This window comes from Vibrio sp. HENC-03, from assembly GCF_000305755.2.
In the GTDB taxonomy this organism is placed as follows: domain Bacteria; phylum Pseudomonadota; class Gammaproteobacteria; order Enterobacterales; family Vibrionaceae; genus Vibrio; species Vibrio owensii.
The window spans coordinates 502,454-526,678 of record NZ_JH976122.1; the positions used below are offsets into that span (position 1 = coordinate 502,454).

21 protein-coding genes are annotated in these 24,225 nt (G+C 45.2%); 15 read left to right on the forward strand and 6 right to left on the reverse strand.

Annotated elements, in window-relative coordinates; all coding sequences use genetic code 11:
- The first annotated feature begins 115 nt into the window (after nt 1–115).
- Nucleotides 116–3,082, forward strand: a complete 2,967-nt coding sequence (locus VCHENC03_RS13065) for a M66 family metalloprotease (protein WP_009706026.1) — start codon at nt 116–118, stop codon at nt 3,080–3,082.
- A gap of 540 nt (nt 3,083–3,622) precedes the next feature.
- Here VCHENC03_RS13065 and VCHENC03_RS13055 read toward each other — a convergent pair.
- Nucleotides 3,623–4,906 carry a mechanosensitive ion channel family protein gene (locus tag VCHENC03_RS13055; protein WP_009706028.1) on the reverse strand — a complete coding sequence of 428 codons (1,284 nt, stop codon included), beginning with the start codon at nt 4,904–4,906 and terminating at the stop codon, nt 3,623–3,625.
- 295 nt (nt 4,907–5,201) lie between these two features.
- Here VCHENC03_RS13055 and VCHENC03_RS13050 point away from each other — a divergent pair, with 295 nt between their 5' ends.
- The 3 genes from VCHENC03_RS13050 (at nt 5,202) to VCHENC03_RS13040 (ending at nt 7,137) form a co-directional block, all read left to right on the forward strand.
- Complete coding sequence (locus tag VCHENC03_RS13050; RefSeq protein WP_009706029.1) at nt 5,202–5,765, forward strand: HdeD family acid-resistance protein; 564 nt, start codon at nt 5,202–5,204, stop codon at nt 5,763–5,765.
- Between the two features lie 163 nt (nt 5,766–5,928).
- Complete coding sequence (locus VCHENC03_RS13045; protein WP_009706030.1) at nt 5,929–6,573, forward strand: alanine--tRNA ligase-related protein; 645 nt, start codon at nt 5,929–5,931, stop codon at nt 6,571–6,573.
- A 144-nt stretch (nt 6,574–6,717) separates the two neighbouring features.
- Nucleotides 6,718–7,137 carry a cupin domain-containing protein gene (locus tag VCHENC03_RS13040; RefSeq protein ID WP_009706031.1) on the forward strand — a complete coding sequence of 140 codons (420 nt, stop codon included), beginning with the start codon at nt 6,718–6,720 and terminating at the stop codon, nt 7,135–7,137.
- Nucleotides 7,138–7,199: 62 nt separating this feature from the next.
- Here VCHENC03_RS13040 and VCHENC03_RS13035 read toward each other — a convergent pair whose 3' ends face one another.
- The gene (locus VCHENC03_RS13035) at nt 7,200–8,102 is read right to left on the reverse strand and encodes a DMT family transporter (protein WP_009706032.1); all 903 of its coding nucleotides are present in this window, start codon (nt 8,100–8,102) and stop codon (nt 7,200–7,202) included.
- 120 nt (nt 8,103–8,222) lie between these two features.
- Between VCHENC03_RS13035 and VCHENC03_RS13030 the strand changes: the two genes are divergently transcribed.
- The 9 genes from VCHENC03_RS13030 (at nt 8,223) to VCHENC03_RS12990 (ending at nt 15,869) form a co-directional block, all read left to right on the forward strand.
- The gene (locus tag VCHENC03_RS13030) at nt 8,223–8,705 is read left to right on the forward strand and encodes a MarR family winged helix-turn-helix transcriptional regulator (RefSeq protein WP_009706033.1); all 483 of its coding nucleotides are present in this window, start codon (nt 8,223–8,225) and stop codon (nt 8,703–8,705) included.
- 32 nt (nt 8,706–8,737) lie between these two features.
- Nucleotides 8,738–9,094 (forward strand): MmcQ/YjbR family DNA-binding protein, encoded by a 357-nt coding sequence (locus VCHENC03_RS13025; RefSeq protein ID WP_009706034.1) that lies wholly within the window; start codon nt 8,738–8,740, stop codon nt 9,092–9,094.
- A gap of 116 nt (nt 9,095–9,210) precedes the next feature.
- Nucleotides 9,211–9,645: an Mpo1 family 2-hydroxy fatty acid dioxygenase gene (locus tag VCHENC03_RS13020; RefSeq protein WP_009706035.1), complete on the forward strand. Its 435-nt coding sequence runs from the start codon at nt 9,211–9,213 to the stop codon at nt 9,643–9,645.
- 74 nt (nt 9,646–9,719) lie between these two features.
- Nucleotides 9,720–10,106 (forward strand): MAPEG family protein, encoded by a 387-nt coding sequence (locus tag VCHENC03_RS13015; RefSeq protein ID WP_009706036.1) that lies wholly within the window; start codon nt 9,720–9,722, stop codon nt 10,104–10,106.
- 147 nt (nt 10,107–10,253) lie between these two features.
- Nucleotides 10,254–10,802, forward strand: coding sequence for a class IV adenylate cyclase (gene cyaB, locus VCHENC03_RS13010; RefSeq protein WP_009706037.1), 549 nt, complete (start codon nt 10,254–10,256; stop codon nt 10,800–10,802).
- 139 nt (nt 10,803–10,941) lie between these two features.
- Nucleotides 10,942–11,271: a hypothetical protein gene (locus tag VCHENC03_RS13005; RefSeq protein WP_009706038.1), complete on the forward strand. Its 330-nt coding sequence runs from the start codon at nt 10,942–10,944 to the stop codon at nt 11,269–11,271.
- A gap of 201 nt (nt 11,272–11,472) precedes the next feature.
- Nucleotides 11,473–13,956, forward strand: coding sequence for a PAS domain-containing hybrid sensor histidine kinase/response regulator (locus tag VCHENC03_RS13000; protein ID WP_009706039.1), 2,484 nt, complete (start codon nt 11,473–11,475; stop codon nt 13,954–13,956).
- Nucleotides 13,957–14,129: 173 nt separating this feature from the next.
- Nucleotides 14,130–14,744: a sugar O-acetyltransferase gene (locus VCHENC03_RS12995; RefSeq protein ID WP_009706040.1), complete on the forward strand. Its 615-nt coding sequence runs from the start codon at nt 14,130–14,132 to the stop codon at nt 14,742–14,744.
- 183 nt (nt 14,745–14,927) lie between these two features.
- Complete coding sequence (locus tag VCHENC03_RS12990) at nt 14,928–15,869, forward strand: DMT family transporter (protein ID WP_032802719.1); 942 nt, start codon at nt 14,928–14,930, stop codon at nt 15,867–15,869.
- A 100-nt stretch (nt 15,870–15,969) separates the two neighbouring features.
- Here VCHENC03_RS12990 and VCHENC03_RS12985 read toward each other — a convergent pair whose 3' ends face one another.
- The 3 genes from VCHENC03_RS12985 to VCHENC03_RS12975 are packed head-to-tail and all read right to left on the reverse strand — an operon-like array spanning nt 15,970 to nt 20,730.
- Nucleotides 15,970–17,073 carry a porin gene (locus VCHENC03_RS12985; RefSeq protein ID WP_032802720.1) on the reverse strand — a complete coding sequence of 368 codons (1,104 nt, stop codon included), beginning with the start codon at nt 17,071–17,073 and terminating at the stop codon, nt 15,970–15,972.
- A 1-nt stretch (nt 17,074) separates the two neighbouring features.
- The gene (locus VCHENC03_RS12980) at nt 17,075–17,554 is read right to left on the reverse strand and encodes a hypothetical protein (RefSeq protein ID WP_009706043.1); all 480 of its coding nucleotides are present in this window, start codon (nt 17,552–17,554) and stop codon (nt 17,075–17,077) included.
- Between the two features lie 17 nt (nt 17,555–17,571).
- Nucleotides 17,572–20,730 (reverse strand): response regulator, encoded by a 3,159-nt coding sequence (locus tag VCHENC03_RS12975; protein ID WP_032802721.1) that lies wholly within the window; start codon nt 20,728–20,730, stop codon nt 17,572–17,574.
- A 445-nt stretch (nt 20,731–21,175) separates the two neighbouring features.
- Here VCHENC03_RS12975 and VCHENC03_RS12970 point away from each other — a divergent pair, with 445 nt between their 5' ends.
- Nucleotides 21,176–22,711 carry a diguanylate cyclase gene (locus VCHENC03_RS12970; protein ID WP_009706045.1) on the forward strand — a complete coding sequence of 512 codons (1,536 nt, stop codon included), beginning with the start codon at nt 21,176–21,178 and terminating at the stop codon, nt 22,709–22,711.
- Between the two features lie 56 nt (nt 22,712–22,767).
- Here the strand turns inward: VCHENC03_RS12970 and VCHENC03_RS12965 are convergent, their stop codons facing one another.
- Nucleotides 22,768–23,199 (reverse strand): hypothetical protein, encoded by a 432-nt coding sequence (locus VCHENC03_RS12965; protein ID WP_009706046.1) that lies wholly within the window; start codon nt 23,197–23,199, stop codon nt 22,768–22,770.
- 285 nt (nt 23,200–23,484) lie between these two features.
- Here VCHENC03_RS12965 and VCHENC03_RS12960 point away from each other — a divergent pair, with 285 nt between their 5' ends.
- A complete protein-coding gene (locus VCHENC03_RS12960; protein WP_009706047.1) occupies nt 23,485–24,147 on the forward strand; it encodes a DNA alkylation repair protein in 663 nt (220 codons plus the stop codon).
- Nucleotides 24,148–24,225: the final 78 nt, after the last annotated feature.

Genomic DNA, 24,225 nt, shown 5'->3' on the forward strand with positions numbered 1-24,225 from the left:
TTTTAACCTGAACTTTCTCGGGAGAAAAATCTGATTTCATGAAGTTGATTTTTACAATTGCTGGGAAATAAAAGTAATAAACAAAGTGGTTTAAATACAAACATAAGGGAAAGGTATGAAAATAAATAAGGTCAGTATAGGGTTAAGTGTCGCTTGCGGATTATTATTCACGAGCGTTACTCACGCTCAGGTTATCCCATTCAATAATAATCAGCCGACTAATGACTTACAGGGTGATTTTGAGGCGATGGTCATTTATGCGCAAAACATCACGGTTCCTCATCACAATGATAAAGGCGATCCTAGGCCGCACCTCACTGCATTGCGCGATACTTTGCTGCTTGTTAAACCTGTCGAGAACGTACTGGACTCGACGCAAGTGAAAGTGATTGGGCGCGATGCTAATGGTGAGCAATTAGGTGTGCTGTCACTGAACCCACCAGAGCAAATACCGAGTCACGATGGCCCAAACCTCGACATTACCTATGCGCAAGATATGTGGTCAGTCACACTGCCAGCGACTTGGGTACAGCCCGGCCTTACTCTAGAGCTCCTGAATGGAAGCACATCAGGTGTCCTCTCCGGTTTGGATATTGGTGCGCCGAACGAATTGCTGATAAACACGATGGATTTAGGAATGCTAACCAATCCAAGGGGCCGTTTTTACTTCGCAGACAATCCTGAAAGACATAGAGACTACTTCCAAAAAATTCCGGTAAGCAAGTTGATCGTTAACCCATACGAAACAGTGAAACTCAATGAAGTGATGCTGCCAGATGGCCGTTTGTTAACTGAGTTAGATCCGAGCACGGGCACTTGGCACAAAGGGGATATGCGCGCGTATACCACCAAGATTCTGATGTCGCACGGCATCAACCTAGCAAACTATGGTATCAACTCTTCAACGGCGATCTCCGAGAGAGCGCATCCATATACGGCGAATCAAATTACAGCGATTGCCGCAGTAGGGCGTTATCAAAATGGCGTGGTTGCTCACGGTGGCAGTGGTGGCAACGGTATGGTGACTATCGACTCATCGTTAGGTAACGAATGGAGCCACGAAGTCGGGCATAACTTTGGCCTCGGGCACTGGCCGGGTGGCACGGATGGCACAACGCATCGGCCATCTACAGACATAAACTCTGCATGGGGTTGGGATCAATTCCAACAGCGTTTTATTGCTAACTTTATGTGGAACAAGCGCAATGGTCAGGATCAGGTTTGTTGTACCGACGGCATAGGAATCCCGGCTTTCGAAGGCTATAAGTTCAACAGAGATGCAATGGGGGGCGGTGAGCCAACTTCACCGATTTCCAAGTACACCCTGCACACTCCGTTTGTGCTAGAAAAGATTCAGACCTTTATGGAGAAAAAGGCGGCATTTGATGCGGCATCGTCGACTGGATTTAGTAAATGGGACGGTGAAACCACAACGATGCAAGAGTATGAACAACCAGCGCTCTTGTTGGCCAAATCTATCGCCTCGCAATCTCAACTAAATACGATCAAAGATGACACTTCAGGTTCAGTGCTGTTGGGTTACATCAATGACTTTGATATCACAAAAGTAGAAACGGGAGACGGTCGTTGGATTCGCGATATTTACTTGCCGAGTGCTGCAAATGTTGTCGCGGGTAAAGTGGTGAACGTTGCACGTTACTCAGGGTATGGCGTGACAGTTCATATTAATGGCCAATCGGTGAACTTGAATCGTGGTGACAGCAAGTTTTACATCAGCGATGGTAAAGGTTGGCAAGAAACCAGTGAAGCTCAGGTAGCGGAAAATAACCCAACACGTGTACCTTCGGATAGCGGTGTCGCTGTTACAACGCTCGTCGGTTACTACGACCCTCAACAGACACTTAAGAGTTATATTTTCCCAGCATTACATGGTGCGTATGGCTTTGTCTATCAGCCGACTCCGGCAGAGAGCCTAAACACAAATGGATGTTATGTCAGAGTGTATAACGGTAGAAACTACCAAACAGATAACTACCAATTGGTTGGATTCCGTTATGACGATAACGTGATGAACAAGTTCCACATCAACCTCAAGCAATCGGATGCACCGACTAGAGCAGAAGTTGTTTGCGATAATACGGTGTTGAGTTCGCTAGACATTGAGGAACCAAAGCAAGACCTCAAAGTTTCTATTGTTCAGTCTGATTCCTTAACCGACTCCACTCCAACGGAGAATAGCGCACCTGTTGCTCATGCTGGTGAAGATCAGTCTGTACTGTCAGGCGCAACCATTACGCTTTCTGCAAGCCAGTCGACGGATGCCGATGGTGATGAGTTAACCTACATGTGGAAGCAAGTCTCGGGTTTACTAGCGACCATTCAATCTACCGACACAGTGAACACCAGTGTCATTTTGCCGGAGTCTAACAAAGCGGAGTCGTACGTTTTTTCCGTCACGGTCTCCGATGGACAAGCAAGTTCTGAAGATACGGTGATGATTAGTGCTCAGCCTCAAGCAAACCAAAATCATGCGCCGCAAGTGTCTCTCCCGCAAAGCATGGAGGCAAAATCTGGAGAGATGATTGAGATTATCGCTACGGCATCGGACCAAGATGGTGATGTGCTTTCATATCAATGGCATACATCGGGCTTGGCTTATCAGCCTGTATCAGCAGGCATTATTCGTCTGACGGTTCCGGAAGTCACGGTCGATAGCCAATTTGCGGTTCGTGTGATCGTCTCTGATCCAGTAGGGGAAAGTGCCAGTTCAAGTACGGTTGTGAAAGTCAAAGCCAACAACGATGCCTGCAGCATCAGCGACCCAAATGCGGCGAACTACGCGATATGGTCAGCAAGCAAATCGTACTCGGGCGGTGATCTTGTCAGCTACAAGCAGCTCGTTTGGAAGGCAAAGTACTGGAGCCAGAACAATCAGCCTGATAACAGCGATGCCTGGGAGCTCATCAGCGATGTAGCGTTGCCGTGGTCAACTCAAAAAGCCTACTCTGGCGGTGATCAAGTGACTTACAACGGCGTTAAGTATGAGGCGAAGTGGTGGACGCGTGGTGATCAGCCAGACATTTCTTCTGTATGGACTGGCAAAGGTTCAGCATGCCAATAATTGATTGAGCAGCTTAGTGAACCAGAGGAGAAACAACCTCTGGTTCACTCAATAAATATTGTTTTTAGCTAAAACGATTAAGCTGAAATTCTTAAATCCAACAAATTTCATCTATTTTTATGGAATTTAATTCCATTTCAAACCAAGCCAAAAATTAGACGGAAAGCTTTATTTTCAACGTATTAATACCGCATTGAACGAGAAATCTGCGATTCTCGTAGGCATTCTGTCAGAAAAGTTCTGTCGTATGCTATCCAGACCACTATCGGTATTTGCAAGAATTCTCGGTAAATCTATAAATGTTGGTCGGGGGATCATTGTGAAAGACAAAATGGAAACGTATTGGGTGCAACTTGTAGACAAGGCAAGTACCGCATCTGATTTATCGGATTTGACGCGCTCAAGGTTACGAGGCTGTATTGGTAAATATGGTTTGCGTTACAAGGTGCAAGATGGTGTGCTAGCGGAGCATCGCTACAATCGCAAGGGCCTCACTCCCAGTTTAGAGAGTGAAGCATAGGCTTCACCCTCATTGTTATTTTATTGAGTGTTTTTGCTGGTGGTATTTTCCAATGCAATCTGTTTAGCGTCATTACTGGTTAGCATCTGGTAAGGACGCAAGCCAAATAAAGGCATAATAGAGTAGATGTGATCGAACAAGTCCGCCTGAACGCCTTCGTAATACGCCCAGTCGGTATTATTAGTAAAAGCGTAAACTTGAAGCGGAATGCCTTCTGGTGTGGGTTCTAATTGCCTAACCATGATCAGCATATATTGGTGAATATCTTTGTTCGCTTTCAGGTACGCATTAATATAAGCGCGGAACATACCTAAGTTTGTCATTTGACGAAGGTTGCCAAACGCCGGTTCATCACTCATCTCTTCATTGTATTCGTTAATATCACGCGACTTTTCATAAATATATTGGCGTAAGATTCTAATGCTTTTCAGCTTTTCAATTTCTTCATCAGACAAGAAACGAATTGATGTAACGTCGACATTAACGGAGCGCTTAATACGTCGGCCACCAGAATCAGACATGCCTTGCCAGTTGATAAATGCGTTCTGAACTAGTGCATAGGCGGGCAGCATGCTTACGGTGTTATCGAAGTTTCGGACTTTCACCGTCGTCAGTGAGATTTCTTCTACCGTGCCATTTGCGCCATAGGCGTCCATCTGAATCCAATCGTTTAAGCTGATCATACGGTTTGCAGAAAGCTGAATGCCAGCAACAAACCCTAATATCGTGTCCTTAAACACCAGCATCACGAAACCCGTTGCGACACCTAAGCCAGACAAGAAAATGACTGGGGATTCATTGGCGAGAATTGACATGGACACCACGACGCCAACAAAGAAGGTGAACAGTTTAATCAACTGAACAAAACTCTTGATCGGCATTCTTTTGGTTATGCCTTTAAACGTCGCGATGTCATTCATAGCGTCGAGTAGGGCGAAGATCATCCACACAAAGATGACTAAAATCGAAATGCTTAAAATTCTATCGAAGATCGCCGCCAACCAATCGTAATGACCGACAGCAAGTGGAATGAAGACATCGAGCACCATGATGGGAATGAGCAACGACAGCTTCTCTAAAACGTCATACTTGGTCAAACTCTCAGCGAGTGGTTTGTTGGTTTTCATCAGAACGTTGTTGGCCGTTCTAACAATCAGATGATGCACAATCAAATAGCTGAGAGCGGCCGCAGTGAGGCTCGCCAAAATAAAGACAGAGGTGAGTTCAATACCATAAGGGTCGCTGTTGATGCCTACTGAGCTGAGCTTTTCAGAAATGAAGGTGCGAATATGATGATCGAGCAAAATGTCATCCTCAAAAAAGTAGCCTGAATGAAAGGAGTGGGAACGTCTAAAGAAAAGTCAGGCAACTGGCGTTATAAAAGCCGCTAATCCTACTCTCCATCTCCTTGTTTTGCACTGGTTTAATCCAGCAATCTTGAAACTTATTATTCAAAAATAGCGTATAGGCGATGATGTGATACGGGTTTAACATCCATTTATGCAAACGGGACACGTATTTCTGTTAAGTCTGTGAACTCTCTATATTTTATTAGACTAGACTGAAAAGGCGGCTCGCGTTTAATTCAAGAGGCATTCAATGGAAAATTCTAATCAATCACAACAGCCTACATTCCTATCTAAAGGCTGGAAATACTTCGTTATCGTTGGCGTTATCATCGCACTAATGGGCATTGGTGCCATGAGTTTGCCTGTACTGGCAGGCGTGACGATCTCAACCATCGTGGGTGCAGTACTCTTGTTCAGTGGTCTGGTTCAGGCTTACCACACATTTTCCATCAATGTTTGGAAAGAGAAGCTTTGGTATGTATTAAGTGCAGTACTGTATATCGTGGGTGGTCTGTTTATCTTGTTCAAACCACTGGCGGGCCTTGTCACGATTACCATGTTGATGGTGATTGTGATGATCTTAAACGGTTTGACTCGTATCTTCTTTGGTTTGAGCAACCGTAGCCTACCAAGCAGCAACGTTATTGTATTCAGTGGCGTAATTTCAGTGCTGATCGGTGGTTACTTCTTTATGCTGCTTGATGATCCTGCATTCTCAACCACGCTATTGGGCACGTTTGTGGGCATCTCGCTACTGATTGAAGGCATCAGTTTCATCTTTATGGGCTTACAAATGAAAAAGATCTCCCAATAAAGACGCTATTTAGCGCTAAAACTTTATGAAATAGGAAATGCCTGCCGATTCGGTGGGCATTTTTTATGGATGAAATCGGGCAGAGAATCACACAAATACGCTATGCATTGATATAAAACTCACCTAAAGTAGGGCATCAACACGATAAATTGCAGGGAAGGCAATGACGCACAAAGTATTTTGGGATGACCCGTATCAAGTTAAGTTGGAATCTACCGTTTCTCGCGCAGACGGGCCTTGTATCGAGCTAGAAGAAACCATCTTTTACGCCGAGTCTGGTGGTCAGGAAAGCGATACAGGCACCATCGGTGGTATCCCGGTGATAAAGGCAGAGAAGCAAGGTCTATCCATTGTTTATACACTGGAACGTGAGCCAAACTTTCAAGCTGGCGAAGTCGTGACAACGCAGATTGATTGGGCGCGTCGTTATGCTTTGATGAAACTGCACTTTGCAGCGGAAGTGATTCTTGAAGTCGTGACTCACCGTTTTCCTGAGATGACCAAAGTCGGTGCGCACATTTCTGCCGACAAAAGCCGGATTGATTTTGAGTGGAATGAGAGCGTTAAACCACTGCTGCCAGAGCTGCAACAACAAGCTCAAAGTGTGATTGATTCTCACGCTGACATCATCAGTGACTTTTCTGATACCAGCGAACAGCGTCGCTACTGGAAAGTTGATGGCTTCGCGCAAGTTCCGTGTGGCGGCACTCATTTAAAAAACACATCAGAAGTTGGGCGCATTCAACTGAAACGAAAGAACATCGGCAAAGGCAAAGAGCGCATCGAAATCAGCCTAGTAGAAGAGTGATGTTCGGCTCAACAACAGAGTCGGCTGTTGCATCATGATAATAGGCTTCGCTGTTTCGCTCACACTTCTTCTTATCCACTCGTCATCATCTTCCATCCTCTCTTACTGTTTAAACAAAGGTTATCAATAAACAAGGAGAGGATTTTGAAACCTATTCAAACTGTAGTGATTACACTTTCATTGGTGTTTAGCTCTGTATGGGCAGACACCCATTTGCCAGATTCAGTAGAGGCCGACGTAGTTCTAAAGACCACGACCAGTTGGGATGGTACTACGCTGCCAAAATACCCCAAAGGCCAACCGGAAGTCACCATTGTGAAAATTACCGTCCCGAAGGGCGTGCAGCTTCCCATGCACCAACATCCTGTCATTAATGCTGGCATTGTGCTGAAAGGGGAAATCACAGTCACGAAAAAGGATGACGAGAAGATCGTACTGAAAGCCGGAGATGCAATTGCGGAAGTTGTCGACCAATGGCATTTTGGCGCAAATACGGGTGATGAGCCGGTAGAGATTTTGGTGTTTTACGCTGGAGTGAAAGATAAGCCGATAACGGTGAAGTGAAGAAAGCAGAACCAAAAAGCCCGAGCATAAACTCGGGCTTTTGTTTTTCACCTTGCAGAGCGTTATGACTCACAAGGCTTTGCGTGATTGATGCTGCGTTTTTGTTTGAACGACATCACCAGTTGCGGAACGAGTGACATTAGGATCATGCCAAGCATCAAGCTGTATTGAACGGGAGTGAAGCTTTCGCCCATCAAGACTAAGCCAGAAACAATGCCAGCTACTGGGTTTGCGATACCACCGAAGGTAAAGTCCACCACAGACATGCGTTGCAATAGCCACACGTACATGCCGTAACCAAGTGCGGTGTTAAGGACGATGACCCACAATAAACCACCGACGTTTCTTAATGATGCGTTTTGCAGGGCGCTCACATACGGCTCTGGATTAAAGCTCGCGAAGATGGCTGCGGCGATAGAAAGAATGATGCCACCTAGGATGAGCTGCCATGTTAGCACCGTCCACCAGTGCATTCTTGCACCAAGAGACTTAGTGACGCTACTGCCGATAACGATACACATGATTGCCGAGAGCATAGCGATTAAGCCAATTGGGTTGAGTGTGATCGAACTAGGAGCAAACAGGAACCACGCCAGTGCAATCAGCGCTGCGCCGCTTATCCCTTGAATCAAACTTGGCTGTCGCTTGTACACAACCCAGCCAAACAGCATCGCGAACACAGGGACAGAAATCATACCCACTCCGGAAATTGCAGAAGGCAAGGTCAACGCCATAACAAAGATGAGTCCGAAGAAGAGGGCGATATTGATCGTGCCGAGTACCAGTAAGATCTTCCAATCTTGTTTCTTTGGTAATGATGGTTTGATAGCAAGCAACAAAAGGCCAGCTGGCAAAGCTCGCAGTGCGCCAAGCAGCACTGGCGGCCAGTCTGGCAGAGTAAATTGTGTCACGGCGTAAGTGGTACCCCAAAAGAACGCCGGAATCATCGCGAGTAAAATGTTCATGTAAAATATCTTTACGTTGAGATAATTTATTGTAAAGGTACGCTCGTGATGGCTTTTTGTAAAGTATCTTTATGTTAAAATAAATTCGTAAATCTAAATGTCTTTGGAGATGAAAGGGTAATGGACGCAATTGACAGAGTGGTAAGCCAGTGGGCTAAGGAAAAGCCGGAGCTCGACACCGAACCGATGGCGATCATGGGGCGTTTGATGAGAATCGCAAAGCACATGGAGAACCACGTTGCCGAGCTGCACAAACGTTACGACCTCAAAATGGGCGAGTTTGATGTCTTAGCAACGCTGCGACGCAGTGGTCAGCCATATCGTTTAACGCCATCGGAGCTGATTTCATCCATGATGCTGACGTCCGGTGCCATGACGAATCGGCTTGATAAGCTAGAGAAGAAAGGTCTTATTGCGCGTGAGCACAGTAAAGAAGATCGCCGCAGCGTTACTGTCGAACTCACAGAAAAAGGGTTTGAGCTGATTGATTCACTGATAGAGCAACACCTTCAAGCGCAACATGATCTGATGGGCTCTTTAAATAGTGCAGAAAAAGGGCAGGTTAATCAGGCGTTAAAGCTTCTATTACCGCAGTATGAGTAGAGCCAAGTCATGGGTTTGAAAGAGGATTACGGATGAATATTAAAGAGTTAGAGCAATTTCTTGATACTTTCATGTGTGCAGAAAGCAGCTTTCCATTTGGCCCCGAAGCGCTAGTCTTCAAAATTAAAGGCAAGATGTTTGCGGTTTTGGCACAGCGCCACGGACGAGAGTATGTGAGCCTGAAAGTAGCACCTGAAGATGGGGAAGTACTAACCTCCCAGTTCACTGACATAACGCCGGGTTATCACCTAAACAAACGTCATTGGATTACGGTTTACTTCAATGGCGATGTTGAAGATGGCTTCGTGCAGGATTTGTGCGAACGCTCTTATGACTTAGTGGTTGCTAAACTAACGAAAGTGCAGCGTATTTCATTGGGATATCAGTAACATAGTTTGTGCTTGGTCACAGATACTTTGTTTATTATCAATATCTTCGGGCAAAAACTCGCACCTTTAACTCGCACCGACTATATAAATGTTATAGCGATGTTAAAGGTGAAGTTATGCGTGAACTCTCTGAATGGTTAGAAGCCTACGGTGAAAGCCATCAAAACCCAATCAATCAAAAGATTCATAAAGTGGCGGTGCCGGGTATCTTTTTATCCGTGGTTGGGTTGATTTGGTCTATTCCGCAAATTCCTTTGTTTGGATTCAATCTCAACTGGGTATGGGTTGTTGCTTTACCCGCTTGGATCTTCTACTTCCGTCTGTCTCTCAGCGTATTCATGATGATGATTGGCTACACCGTTGCGTGTATTGGGCTAATCTGGTCGATGGACATACTCGGTTGGCCAGTCTTACAGATTTCTATGCTGCTTTTTGGTGTGCTTTGGATTTTCCAGTTTATCGGGCACAAAATCGAAGGGAAGAAACCATCGTTTTTTGAAGATGTTCAGTTCCTCTTAATCGGGCCAATTTGGGTGTTTCGTAAGCATTAATGAGACAAGTAAGCAGTCGAGCAAATTAGAAATTGCTAAACTTAACTTATGAATCATTATCACGAATCCCTGTTATGCCTACCGCACTGTTTGTCTTAGTCTTTGTCAGTTTTATTCCTTATGCTTTAGCCGGCCTTGGGGGCTATGCCAAAGTCCAGCAACTCGGTCATCTAGATAACCATCATCCACGTTTGCAAGAGAGAAAACTCAGTGGTCGAGCCGCAAGAACCATTGCGGCGCAGTCGAATGCTTGGGAGGCGTTGGCATTTTATAGCGCAACCATTCTTGCCGCGAGTTTGAGTGGCGTTCCATGGTCTGATCTCTCCATGCCTGCGATTGTATTTGCTTTTACTCGAATGGCTCATCCCGTCATGTACATTGCAGATATTGCCATCGGCAGGACTTTGGTCGTCATAACTGGCATTGCAAGCTGTGTTTATATGCTTTCTCTCGCGTTTTAAGTTTTGTGCCACGTTTTGCACAAAGTTATCTTGTGTTTCAGACCAGTCGCGGAACTCATGTTACTCTTTCGCCAATTTTAAAAGTCCTTTCACCTTGTGAAGAGCAGAATAAAATGTCCAAGCGAACAGTTGTAGAGAGGTAGTCGCGTGAGTGCACAAGATCATTTTCAAGGTCAGTTTGAAGTTGAATTGAAATACCGAGTAAAAGACAAGCGAGCGTTTTTAACTGCGCTAAGCAGCTTACAGCACGAGGTGATGTTCGAAGATAACCAAGAATCAGATTGGTTTTACGATACGCCGGAACGCAAACTAACCAATGAAAACAAAAGCTTGGTGATTCGTGAAATTGAACCATCTGGTATTAAGCTTTGGATTGTTAAAGGGCCGGAAGAAGATCGATGCGAAGCGACAGACATCACCAAGTCTCACGCGGCAAAAAGCATGTTGGAGAATATGGGTTACGAGGTCATTCTTCATACTAAGAAGACTCGCAGTATCTATTTTGTCGGTGAATTCCATATCACGCTTGACCATCTCGAAGGCATCGGTTATTTCGCAGAATTCGCGATCATGACTGACGATGAAAGCGCACTAGGGCACTACAAACAAAAACTGCAAGCACTAGCAGGCATGTTTGGTTTGGATGAGTCCAACCGAGAATTGCGCTCATACAAACAAATGTGGACCGCTCAGTAAAATCCCCGTCATTTCTTATTGGTCTGACAAGCAACTCCCTCCAATCGCACTATGATTAAAGTAGTGCGAGCTTGCCGTCTCGCATCACCATTCCATTTCGCAGACTGATGGTGACAATGTCACTTAAACGGAGGGGGAAATGTACAACCGCGAGCACAAATACGTGTATTGGCGAGAAGAGCGCAAGAAAGGCAAATGGCACTACATAATGAAGTCTTTCTTGATGATTTGCTGTGCGTTGTTGGTTGGCAAGGTTATAGGCTTGTTTATCTTCGGTGAGCTGCAAACGGTAAGGGATATTACAGAGCAGTTTCCTGCCGATGTCTTCATCATGATGCTGGTGGGATTCCCCATTAGCGTTATTGGTTGGTATCACGAAGAGTCGAAGTTCTTCCGAGCCTTAAAGCGCCGAAATAAGAAATTTAAAGCGCGCTTGGAAAATCGCAAGAAAACAAACAAGCCAGTTTAGAAAGGTGCCGCAAGATTCGAACTTTGCGGCATTTTTGATTCTGTCAGTTTACTGCTTCCCATTCATTAGGTTCATGCGTGATTTGTATTGATGGAGTTGGTTCCCAAAGGTTAACCCTAAATGAGTATGAGAATTAACCGGTTACGTATCCTACACTTATTGATGTAAAAGCGATGAATTCGCGCAAGGAAGCATGTGCTCATGGCAAAAAAGCTCTCTAGGTTCAGTCCGAAAGCTCTATTACTCATTTTTATTGGAATGACTGCGCTCATTTACGGAGTCATTTCACTTATTGTGTTATCTCAAGAAAGTCAGGCGACAATAAAACAACTCCAAAAGGGGAATGGTCGGTTTGAGCTAGAGTCGGCCAAGATCTTCATGGAGAAGTACTTAGAAGTAGCGGAAGATCGAATCGTCCTTGCATCCCAATACCGTGGGGTTATCGACGCCGTGGTCGACAATGATGTTGAAGGGTTAGCGTTTCAGCTGGAGCGTTTTAAAGGCCAACATCAAACGATGCAATTTGCAGCAAGAGATGTTAACGGCGATTTATTGTTCGAAGACACTTTTCGTCACCCTGCATCTGGACAAGAAGTCGCGATTTTTAATGCGCTTTCCGAGTCTCGATTAAATGAGCGCATCGTGTATCTGCTGCACGATGATACTAATCACATCTGCTTAAAGCTTTTTATGCCCCTTGTAAATAATGGTGATTTTGTCGGGGTGTTATATGGTGAAACCGCTGTCGATTACGATGACTTTTTTGGTTCGTTCGTAACAGGAAGAGAGCGGTGGTATGAACTCAGTCAAACTATTCCACCGCTTCCTGAACTGGCTCACCTAACTGAAACACAGGCGCAAGAGCATCTCTCCCATAGCCATGAGCACGTTCCAACAGCAAGCGAAATCGACCGATGGATCATCAATAAAGAACCCTTGAGCCGAGGCAATTTGCTTTTGACTCAAGGTGTCAGTAAATCCTTCTTGGATGAACAATTAACGAACCTTCAAAGCAGTTTGCTAAAGGGCTTAATTGGCGTGTTAATCGTGAGTTCGATTATCGTAACATTCATAGGAAAAAGGCTATTTGTTAACCCACACCGTGAACTCGAAAAATCCAAGCAGGAGCTAGAAGAATCTAACCTTCAATTGAAAGAAAAAGAGAAGGAGAGCGAGTTACTTGCGACCGTAGTTAAAGCCGCGAGAGATGCCGTTGTTATTACAGACCACCACGGAAAGGTTGAGTGGGTAAACAAGGCGTTTGAATCCATGACGGGTTATCAACTCGATGGCATCAAAGGGTTAGCGCCGGGTGCTTTCTTGCAAGGTGCTGATACTTCACCAGAGACTATCGCAGACATCGGAAAAGCGATTCGACAGGGTGAGCAAGTTAGGACGGAGATACTCAACTATACGAGAAACAAACAACCCTATTGGATTGACATCGATATTATCCCATTGAGGAATGAGCAAGGTGTTGTTGAGCGGTTTATTGCCATTGAACGTGACATTACAGAAGTGAAACGTTTAGAGAGTGACCTTGAAACCGAGGCATTGAAGGCAAGGCATGCCAATGAAGCGAAATCGGCATTTTTAGCGACGATGAGCCATGAAATCAGAACGCCGCTTAATGGGCTATTGGGAATGCTACAAATACTGATCGATGACATCCGAGACCCAGAACAAAGGAAAGTGCTGCGACTCGCATTGAACTCGGGTGAACACTTAATCTCGATTCTCAATGACATCTTAGATTTAGCCAAGGTAGAAAGTGATGCGCTTGCACTCGATATTCATCCTTTCAAAATGGCGGATATCATTACACCGGTGGAAGTGACTTACCAAAGCTTGTGTTCCGAGAAAGGCATTGTGTTCAGCGTGGACAACCAATGCAGCGATGAGTGCCAATATAGTGGTGATTCTGTGCGTATTCGGCAGGTATTGCTCAACCTTGTCGGCAATGCGCTCAAGTTTACCAAGGCTGGTCATATTAACGTTTCCATCAAAGCGCTAGAGTCGCCCTTCATAGAATTTTGCGTAGAAGATTCCGGTATCGGTATTCCTCAAGATCGTATGAATTCTATTTTTAATGAATTTGAACAAGCGGAAGTGTCGACGACTCGGCAGTATGGTGGCACCGGGTTGGGTTTAGCGATTTGTCAAAAATTAGTGACTCTTATGAATGGCCAAATCAGTGTTGAGAGCGAGTTAGGAAAGGGAAGCAAGTTCCGCTTTGTGATTAGCTTACCGAGTGCTTCAGGCGATGCCATTGAAGATAAAACAGAGGATGTGAAGGTTGAAGATCTCTCTTCCGTTCACGCGCTGATTACCGATGACAATAGGATGAATCAAATCATCGCAAAAGTCTTTTTAGATAAGTTAGGGGCGAAAAGTCACACATGCAGCAGTGGACAAGAAGCGCTGAACCTGTTGAACGAGCAGTCTTTCAATCTCATCATTATTGATAACCATATGCCAGAAATGAGTGGTATTGAGGTAGTTAAGCGAATCCGCGAACAAGGGCTGGATGATGTCGTGATCTTCGGTTGGACTGCGGATGTGATGCAGCAATCGACACAATCTTTTATCGATGCGGGTGCAGATGAAGTTCTTGCCAAACCACTCATCAAAAAGGACCTCATGGATGCTTTGTCTCGGCATCTACCTAACGCGTCAAAAGACTAAGCGTCGCATTTTTGTCTGTGCAGAAACAGTACATCATCAGTGAAAGCGTACCTTGGGTTCATTACTTCACCTTGCTTACAAAGTAAGGCGCGAATTTTATGACTTTTGGCAAGCCTTTCTTATTCTGACTCTGCTAAATTCCAACCAAGAACATCCCCTCAACAGGAATAATAATGGATAAGAAAACCATGTTGCACAGCCAAAAAGTGTACTTCTGCAATGATGAAGAATTGGCGGCAATGCAAACCGAATGTCTTGAGACCTTATACGATTACAACCACACACGTCCTTCGGAATCAGAAAAGCGGGGCGAGATACTCGGTCGTCTGCTCGCGTCTGTTGGTGAGAACTGCTACATCGAACCGCCTTTAAGAGCGAACTGGGGTTGTCACACTTACCTAGGTGACAATGTCTATGCAAACTTCAATCTGACTTTGGTCGACGATACCTACATCTACATTGGAAATAGCGTGATGATTGGGCCTAATGTAACCATTGCAACGGCAGGGCACCCAATCGATCCCGATTTGAGACGAGACGTAGCACAGTTCAACATGCCGGTTCGAATCGGAGACAATGTATGGATTGGTGCAAACTCGGTGGTATTACCGGGTGTAACGATCGGAGAAAACTCGGTGATTGGCGCGGGCAGTATCGTAACTAAGGATATTCCTGCCAATGTGGTAGCCGTTGGTAACCCTTGTCGAGTGCTTAGAGAGGTCGGACAACACGATAAAGAGTACTATTTTAAAGACCGTAAGCTTGAACAAAATATGTTCAATGGTTAGTCTGAACCTTCTACCCGAATAGGGAAGTAAAATGATCATCCGCACAACCAACCTCTGGTGGCTCCTCCTTCCAATGCCAAGCAGTCGGTAGGTTGAGTTGTGCCTGGCTGCGAGTAGATGCAGCCAGAATCGTATTCTATCTCGTAGCCTTGTTTGAATGTTATCAATCATCAAGGAGAGAAAATGAATACGGCATCCGATTCCAGCCCTAGTTCAGAACATCAACCCCAAAAGAAGCCTGTTAGTGCAATGACTGTTGGCGTCATGTTTGCACTCGCTGGTACGCTGTTATTTTCTATTAAACCTGTGTTCGTCAAACTCGCGTATCAGTATGGCGGTGACGCGGTGAGCATCATGACGCTTAGAGCAATGAGTTCACTGCCTCTTTACCTTTGTATTCTCTTTTGTATGCTACGCGGCTCCGAGAACCGAGCGAAAGTGAAACACCACGGAATCAAAGCCGCCGCGATTGGTGTGCTTGGTTATTACTTAGCAAGCTATCTCGATATCACCGCACTTAACTACATTTCTGCTCAACTTGAACGTTTATTGTTGTTCTTGTTCCCGACTTTTGTCGTGTTAATTATGTGGTTTAAAGAGGGACAATCACCTAACCGTCAGGTACTGTCAGCCGTGTTGGTCGGGTATTTGGGAGTGGGGCTGATTGTGGCGCATGACCTTTCTCACTATGGTGAGCAGATCTTGCTTGGCGGCGGGTTGGCGATTCTCTCTGCATTTGTGTTTGCCGTGTATTTGGTGTTGAGCAAAGCCAGCATCGCGAAGCTAGGGAGTACCATGTTTACCAGTATCGGCATGGGCAGTGCCGGTGTCGCCATTCTTATTCATTTATCGTTTAGCTCGTTACAGTTGAGCTCGATGAACAATGAACTCATTACTATTGGTGTGTTGCTAGGCATCTTTTGTACCGTCATTCCTTCTTATCTGATTGCTGCTGCCATGGCACGGCTGAACCCTGCGCATCTGAGTTTAGTGAGTAACATCGGCCCAGCAATGACAGCGTTGTGTGCAATTTTCATATTGGACGAAGCATTTACTTGGTTTCACGCTTTAGGGATGGGGCTAACCATCGTCTCAGTCGTGATCATCAACCGATTTAAATCATAAGTCGATAAAATGGCAAAGGATGAAGTAAGTTGTGATGTTTATAGACGGATAATGTTTATAGAGGAAAAGGCAGGTCGATGAGTGTCGACCTGCCAAAGGGTTAGAACACAAAGTTAAGCATAATGGTGTACATATTAGCGTCGTCATCGGAAGGGTTAGAGACGAACGCGCCAGAGGCGTCACGATAAGCTTTGAAGTGTTGCCACTCTGCATTGAGTGACACATTGTAGTGAAGATCGTATCTCACACCGAAGAGGTAACTATCGCCAACTCGATGTTCATGATCATCAAACTGCTGGCCATAGGTCGCATAAGGTGTGAACTTGTTTAAGTTGTAAGTACCTTGCACATACCATGCGGAAGCAATGTCGTTGGTTTGTCCTTCCACAGTTAACGTCAGCGCATCAAACTCGTACTCAGCACCAAGTGAGAATAGCTGAATGTTTTGGTCTTTCGCTTTGATGGTTTGATCCGGAATCTGAACGATGCCCACACCAGGAATATTGGTGGTCAGGTTACGTAGTTTGGTCTCTTGATCGTAATTTGAGTCTAAATACGTAAAGTTCCAGCGGTAGTAATCCCCACTCAGGATAAAGTTCACGCCGTACATTTCATTAGTTTTAAACGTTAGCTCAGTATTGGCGTTAAAGTCGACGGTGCTTTCATCACGAAAGCCAATAAAAGGCGTTGTGGTTAACGTCATGCTGTCATTGAGCTCGTAGTTCCACAGGAATGAAATGCCATTAAAGGCGGTAATCCCCAAGATACTGTCGTAAACCTCGTTTGGTGGGCGCGCTGGCGTAAATGCATGTCCCACATAGTAATACTCGGAGGCCAAGAACACCGGCATTCTTAAGCGACCCCCACGAAATTCAACATTACCGTAGGTGTAAGCAAGATAAGCCCATTCAAGTTGTGGATCGCTCCAGTGATCTTGCGGTCTTTTTACCACTTGTGCGGAAGCTTTAAAGGCATCGTAGTAGAAGTCGAGCTGAACGCCAAACGTGGTATCACAGTCGTAACAGTTTTCGTCGTCGATAAATCGGTTCACGAGGACGGGCGTTTCATTGTCGGTGGTTGCCCAAGAAGTCGAGCCAAAGCCGCTCAATGATAAGTTGTCCGTTAATTCTATCGCCGCCAAGCTCGGAAAGGCCACACTGCTAAGCGCTGCTGCTGTCATTGATGCGATGAGTGTTTTCTTCATATTATTTCTCCGAACTTACTACGTAGAGGATTTGTGCATCAGAAGGGAGGCTACTCACCGGTGCATAGCCAATGCGATTCGGCTTTTCTTTCATCCAGGCTAATAGGGCATCCATGTTGGAATTGTCGATAACTTTTGGTGGACGTGCTTTGCCAGAGAACGACAAACTCGCCCAGTGCGCGTTCATTTGCGCGATGTTTTTGTTGAGTAAATAGCGATAAAACTCTGAGCGTTCTGAGGAAGTATCGGGCCAATCAGACAGCTCGATACGCTTACCTTGTAAACGCTTAGTCTTACCACGGTAAAGCTTTCTTGCTTTGGTGATGCTGAGCTCATCAAAGCCTGAGTCGAGAGAGAAAATCGCATACTGGTCTGCCGCCAATGCTTCGCTATCAAAAGACATTAACAGGGCAAAGGCGATCATTGCAGTAGAGAGTGATCTCAACACTTTGTTTTTGTTCACTAAGAAATGGGTATCCATGACCATTACCTTATCCGTTAAATCACACTTTCAATTTGGTGAAGAAGTTTTTCTTTTCTCACCGGCTTTGGCACATAGGCATCCATACCTGAGTCGTAACAGCGCTGAATATCGTCGTCCACCACACTTGCCGTTAGTGCAATGATCGGGGTTTTAGGCAGACCAGAAACTCGTTCATAAGCGCGAATTTCTTTTGTCGCCTGAAACCCATCCATCACTGGCATCATGCAATCCATCAAGATGATGTCGAAGCTGTTATCTTGTTGGAACATGTCCACGGCAATTTGACCATTCTCGGCAATCTCAAATTGATAGCCCGCTTTGCTCAGCAGCAATGACGCAACTTTTTGGTTAACGGTATTGTCTTCGACCAACAAGATGCGCTCTGAACGGCTTGGTAAGGTGTTCATTGCAGGCTCTTCAGGCTTGTCTGCCGGGCGTGTTTTTGCTGCGGCGCTGATTGGGGTTGGTACTACATCAGGGCTATCTACTGTCGGGATATCAACGGCTTTTGCCAGTTTTTCTTTAAGGATGTTGGCTTTGAATGGTTTGGGTACATAGTCATCCATGCCGACATCAAAACACTTCTGGATGTCGTCATCGACCACACTGGCGGTTAGCGCAATGATTGGAATGCGGTAACTGCGGTTCTCTTCTTTTTCGACTTGACGGATTTTCTCTGTTGCTTCAAACCCATCCATAACGGGCATCATGCAGTCCATTAGAATCAAGGCGTATTGGTTCTTCTTGAACATGTCGACCGCTTCTTGCCCGTTGGCGGCGAGGTCGAACGTAAAGCCTGCTTTTGTCACATGTAAGCCCGCAATTTTTTGGTTTACCGTGTTGTCATCGACCACCAAGATTTTGTTTTTGGTATTGGCTGTCGCGCTTGCTGCGGCTCGTTGAGCGGTTTGGCTAAATTTGGCCTCACAGTTTTCAAGCGCTTTCACCAAACGTTGGCCAAGCAGAGGTTGCGTGATCATTGCACTGACGCTTTCACCGAAGTCAAATTGATCGCTTTGTAGATGTTTGATTAGGCAAACGCGTACATTTTGAGTCTCCAATCGGTGGAAGGCATCTTCGCTTTCCATTGCCGCATTTGGTCGCGTTTCGGCGTAGATGACGATGACGTGTTCTTTGTCGTTAATCCAAGTTGGGAGGGCGTCTAAACTCGTCACGGATTGATGAACCGCAATGCGATAGAAGTTCAGCTCATCACGCAGCGTGCTCTCCATTGCGGCATCTTCACAAACCAACCAAATTTGGCTGTTGGCCGCGGCATGTTTGGCATCAAAGTCTAGCTGAACAACAGAAGGGGACAGTTGGAAGAAAAAGCGACTGCCTTGGCCTTTTTCGGATTCCAATTGAATCTTACCGCCCATTAACTCAACGAGCTGAGTACTGATTGCTAAGCCAAGACCGGTACCACCAAACTGGCGTGTTGTAGAGTCGTCTTCTTGTGCAAATGGTTCGAAGATTTTCTTCTGTTGTTGTTCGTCGATACCGATACCTGAATCTCGAACAGAGAATTCCATGACCGCATTAGAGCCAGAAACACTGTGGGTGGTAACAGAAAGAAGCACCGTGCCTTTTTCCGTGAACTTAACCGCGTTAGACATAAAGTTCATCACCACTTGGCGTAAGCGGTGATCATCAATCATCAAACGGAAAGGTGTGTTACGACTGATGCTCACTTGAAGATCGATGCCTTTCTCTTTGGCTTTAGGCGAAACGATGGAGGCGATGTCGTAAATAGATTCGCGAACACAAGTTGAATGTGGGCTGATAAGTAGCATGCCTGATTCAATTTTTGAGAAGTCTAGAATGTCGTTAATCAAGCTCAACAGCAGTTGCGATGAAGTCTCGATAGTATCCACATAGTCGCGTTGCGTGGCAGTGAGGGAGGTATCAGACAACACTTCTGATATACCGATAACACCGTTAAGTGGTGTTCGTATTTCATGCGACATGTTAGCAAGGAAGCTACTTTTTGCTTTGCTGGCTTTGATCGCATCGTCTTTGGCGCGTTCAGCGTCTTCTTTTGCTTGTGTTAGTTTGATGTTGGCTTGTTCACGCTCATAACTCAGTCTTTCCACTTCTTGAGCAAACTTGCTTAACTCGTCTTTACCTTTAACGAGCTCTTCAAGCGGCGATTCCTCACTGTAGCTATCACGACGAAGAAATTCCAAAACCAACTGAAGATTACTCGTCACTTTACGAACCAGACGTAACGCCAAGCTAATCACCAAAATGGTAATGACAGACATGATACCGATGAACATCAAGCGCTGTTGGTTTGCAGTCGTAATTGCATGATCCACGTCGGCTTTCAGTTGCTCGGTCATTTTGTTGTCGACGTTTTTAAGCAACGCTAAGCGTCCGTTCAATGCGGTTAAACCTGCGGCAACTTCACCTTCTGGCAGAGTGCTGAGCGCTTCCTCGTTGAACAGAAAGCTTCTGAACTCTTGGCTGAGGACGAACACTTCATTGGTGAATGTTTCAATTAACAGCTCAACTTGTTGTTGATTGGCATTGAGTGTGACGAAGCGTTCAAGGAACAATTGTTGGTTTTTGACGAGCGATTCAATCTCGCTGCTGATGTCAGCGTCATAAAATTGGTTTTGCTCAACGGAGTAAATCAGATATTGGCTCAGTCGGTTTTCTTCTTTGGACCAAAACATCAACCATTCAATCTGCATAAGGGCAGAGAGGTGAGCTTGGATTTCGAATGTAGCGTCATTAAAAGGGACTTTTTCTAACGCCAATAGAATCTGCTTGTAGGTGTCTGCGCGCCACTCTGCAACGTCTAAGCGCTCATCCATGTCCGTTGTCGTTGCGAGAGAAAGACTGGCTTCTTCCAGACTCGCGAGCAGATCTGCCATTTCTACGCCGTTGTCGGCAAAGATATTCTTGGCTTCATTATTGAGCGACTGCGTGACGGCTTTGATCTCCGACTCTTTGTCTGACACTTCGCTGTTATTCGGCAGGTTATACAGATAAGAGGCGCTATCCATATAGTCGGAAAACAGTTGCGCTTTCTCCAGATCCTGAGCCTGAGTGGAAAGTCTGTGAACTTGTTGCCCCGCAAGAAAGAGGAGTAAAACGATGGGTAAAAAAACTAAGCTAAACAGCTTGTGCTTAACAGATAGGTTATTCCATGAAAACGATCCGACCACTGTGCACGTCCATATCCAATAAGTTGATATGAAAAGTGTAGGCTAACTATCTCAATTGTTAGAAATCAAGCAGAAAAATTCACACTTTCGCCATATAAAAATTGTGATACTCGTTACAAAAGGTCGGTGTTTGAAAGAGATAAATCTTCTAATCTATCAATAAAAATAGGGTTTCTCACTCAGTGAGAATTATTCAACACGATGATATTTATAAACAAAAATCATTTGTCGAGTGAGTAAAATGTTTTGTCGTAAAAGGTCATAAAGTGGCTGTGTCGATATACAGGGGTGGGTATAATCGTCGGATTTTCTTGCTAATGAGACTTTGTGAAATATGTGCTTGTGATTTCCCAGAGTTGTACTTCAAACGATGCAAAGGTTAGTGGGAAAAAGGCTTAAATAAAAAGTTAACCTCCATACGACAACAAATAACAATAACTAAATCATGAACGTATCTCGAAGTCTTCAATCGGTCACTCTGCGTTACACTGTCCCGATTGTCTTGATCGCGCTTTTCACTAACTTCACCTATTGGGCATACCAGCAGGTCGATGAAGCGAAAAACCTAGCCCGATACCATGTTAAATCTGCAGAGCTCAACCTTGGTACTATCGTCGATGGTTACCGTGATCTGCTACGTGCAATGAGTAAAGATGAGCACTTCATCGAATCGGACATCACATTGCAAGAGCGTGCGCAACGTGCGGTTCCATATAAGCAGGCCTTTGAACTGGCGGGCATTGGATTCAGCGATGGTGTGGGGAACATGGTCAGCACACACAACAATAAAGTGCATTCCATCGCTCATCGTGACTACTTCCATCAAGTGATCCGCAGTAAGAAAGCGGTGATGACAGACGTTCTCACCGACGTCTCAAACGGCAAAATTGTTTATGTGCTGTGTCGTCCTATGTTTGACGAACTCGGTGATTTGATGGGTACTATCTCAGCGTCTATTCATTTCAGTGAAATTCAAACTGCACTTCAGACCGACAATGAAAACGACATCTACAGTGTACTGTTAGATGAAAATCTTAATGTCATCAGTCATTCCAAAGATAAGCATTATGTTGGGATTAACTTGTTTAACTACGGTTACGAGAAGCTATTCGACCGTGAAAAGAACCTTAAAGCGCTGACCGAAACGGCCAATGGTGGCTTTTTCACTTACAGCAAGCCTTTTGATTTGTCATATGTTGAGTTTACTAAGATAGAGGGCACGCCTTGGATCCTGCTTTCAAAAGCTAAGTTCAGTACCTTGCTAGGTGATGGAACTTTGATGTTTGGTGCAAACGTGATGCTGATTATCGCGATTTACGTCGTTATCGCGCGCTTGATGGGTAAGCAGGTGGTCGGTTTGACTCAACCGCTTGACCGATTCTTAGAAGAGAGCAAAGTAGTGTTCAACGACAGCTCGATGGAGCTAAAAGAGCACTTTGAACAAGTTCTTCAAGCCAGTCGCAATGGCGTGTTTTGTTCACGCAGTGGGTTGCTCACGCGGGAGTATTTCTTGCGAGGGGCAGAGAAGTCCTTATCTCTAAGTAATACACCCAAAGCCTGTATCTTCTTTGATATGGATAACCTCAAGTACATCAACGATACATACGGTCACTTAGCGGGCGATAAAGTTATCGCTCTGTTTGTGGCGGTGTTGAGAGAGAGTTTTGGCCACAAGCGCGACATCATAGGTCGATTTGGTGGTGATGAGTTTGTGGTGTTATCGCAAGAGTTTCGAACTAAGCGTGAATTAGAGCTCAAGCTAGACAAATTCCTCGCTAAATTACAAAGCACGGCGGATCGTCTAGGCATCGATATCAGTTTAACCGCGTCAATTGGGGTTGTTCTCACAGAGGGCGTGGGGCGAGATATTGATATTCTGCTGCACTGTTCCGATATGGCTGTGTACAGGGCGAAGCAGTTGGGTAAAGGGCGTTATGCGTTTTATCATACTTCGATGGTAGAAGTGCCGATATTCAGTTAGCAAAAGGGAGGTGTTCAGCCTCCCTTTTTTATTGTGTCTCGTTCGCTGGTGGTGAATTAAGCCGTAACCGCTTGAGGCTGTTTTCTCAACACATAGATGTCATGATCTCGCAATAGGTAGAGAGCGAAACACGCAGCAAGCATCGGCCACGCCGCGAAGAATAACAGGTTGTTGAACGGGTCTAGGTACTTCGCGAACGAAGAAAAAGTCGAGCCTGCGTGTAATACCAGAATCGCAAGATAAGTCAGATTCTTCCAAAGTCCAGCCACAAAAATCCCGATGAACGCCAACTGGGCAATACCTAACGCGACAGAAAATCCACTCGAAATATCTAAGCCATAGAAGCCAGAGAACACTTTCATTGCATGCTCTGGTACCAGCACTTTATCTAGCGCCCACATGATAAATACCAACGCGATACTTAAGCGCAATGCTAACAGTCCTAATCCCAACTGACGTTGAAGCTTTGGTTGGAGCGTTTCTTTCATTTTCATTCCTTTATTGAGTAGTGAAGGTTCCTTATGGCAGACCGACTCTTTCTTAAACTGATTACAACGAGATATGTAAATATTCGTGTCCCGTTCCAATTTGGATTCTTGTCAGCACAATACATAAACCACGGAAATATGATTGAATTGGCAAAAATGAAGTATTCGCGGACTCAAGGTGGATGTAGCTGATAGAAGATGTCACTCTTTCTTTTGAGCAAAGTCGCTCGCCAACAAAGTAACTCACGCTAAACGTATCGAAATGGAAGTACAGAAAGAAAAACAATGAGTATTGTAGAAACGTTAACTCAACAGTTAAGTGAGATTGGATACCCAGATAAGCGAGTGCGCACGGGCTTGGTGAGAGCGATCTCTGCCGATGGTTTTCGAGGTTTAGACACTAAGCAAGCAGACTTCGTTTTTGAGCAGTGTGAAACTTTGCTAGCAGAGCGCGATTGGGCGTTAAGCGTGATTGCTTTTGATTGGGCGTTCAGAGTGAAAAAGCAGTATGACGCCGCTACGTACGATCGATTCGAATCTTGGCTTTATCAATACATTACCGATTGGAATGATTGTGATGATTTTTGCACCCACGCATTCGGTGCGCTTATTGCTCAGGACAACAGCCTGTTTATTCGCACATTGGAGTGGGTTAAGAGTGATAACTTTGCCGTGAGGCGAGCAGCCGCTGTGACGCTTATCTATCCGATCAATAAAGGTCTGTATAAAGGGACTGAGCCTTTTCACATAGCGGATTTGTTGCTTGAAGATGACCATTACTTAGTGCAAAAAGGCTATGGCTGGATGCTCAAAGTGCTGGCGCAAAAAGAACCGGAGCGAGTGGTGGACTACTTGAAACGTCACCATAGCAAGATGCCGAGGACGGCGTTTCGATATGCGATAGAAAAGTTGGATAAGCAAACTAAGCGAGAGCTGATGGCCTTGTAGTTTACTTTTTCGGCACTTTGCCAAAACAAGCTGAGTGATACAAAAAAGCCGACAGAATCGAATTCTGTCGGCTTTTAT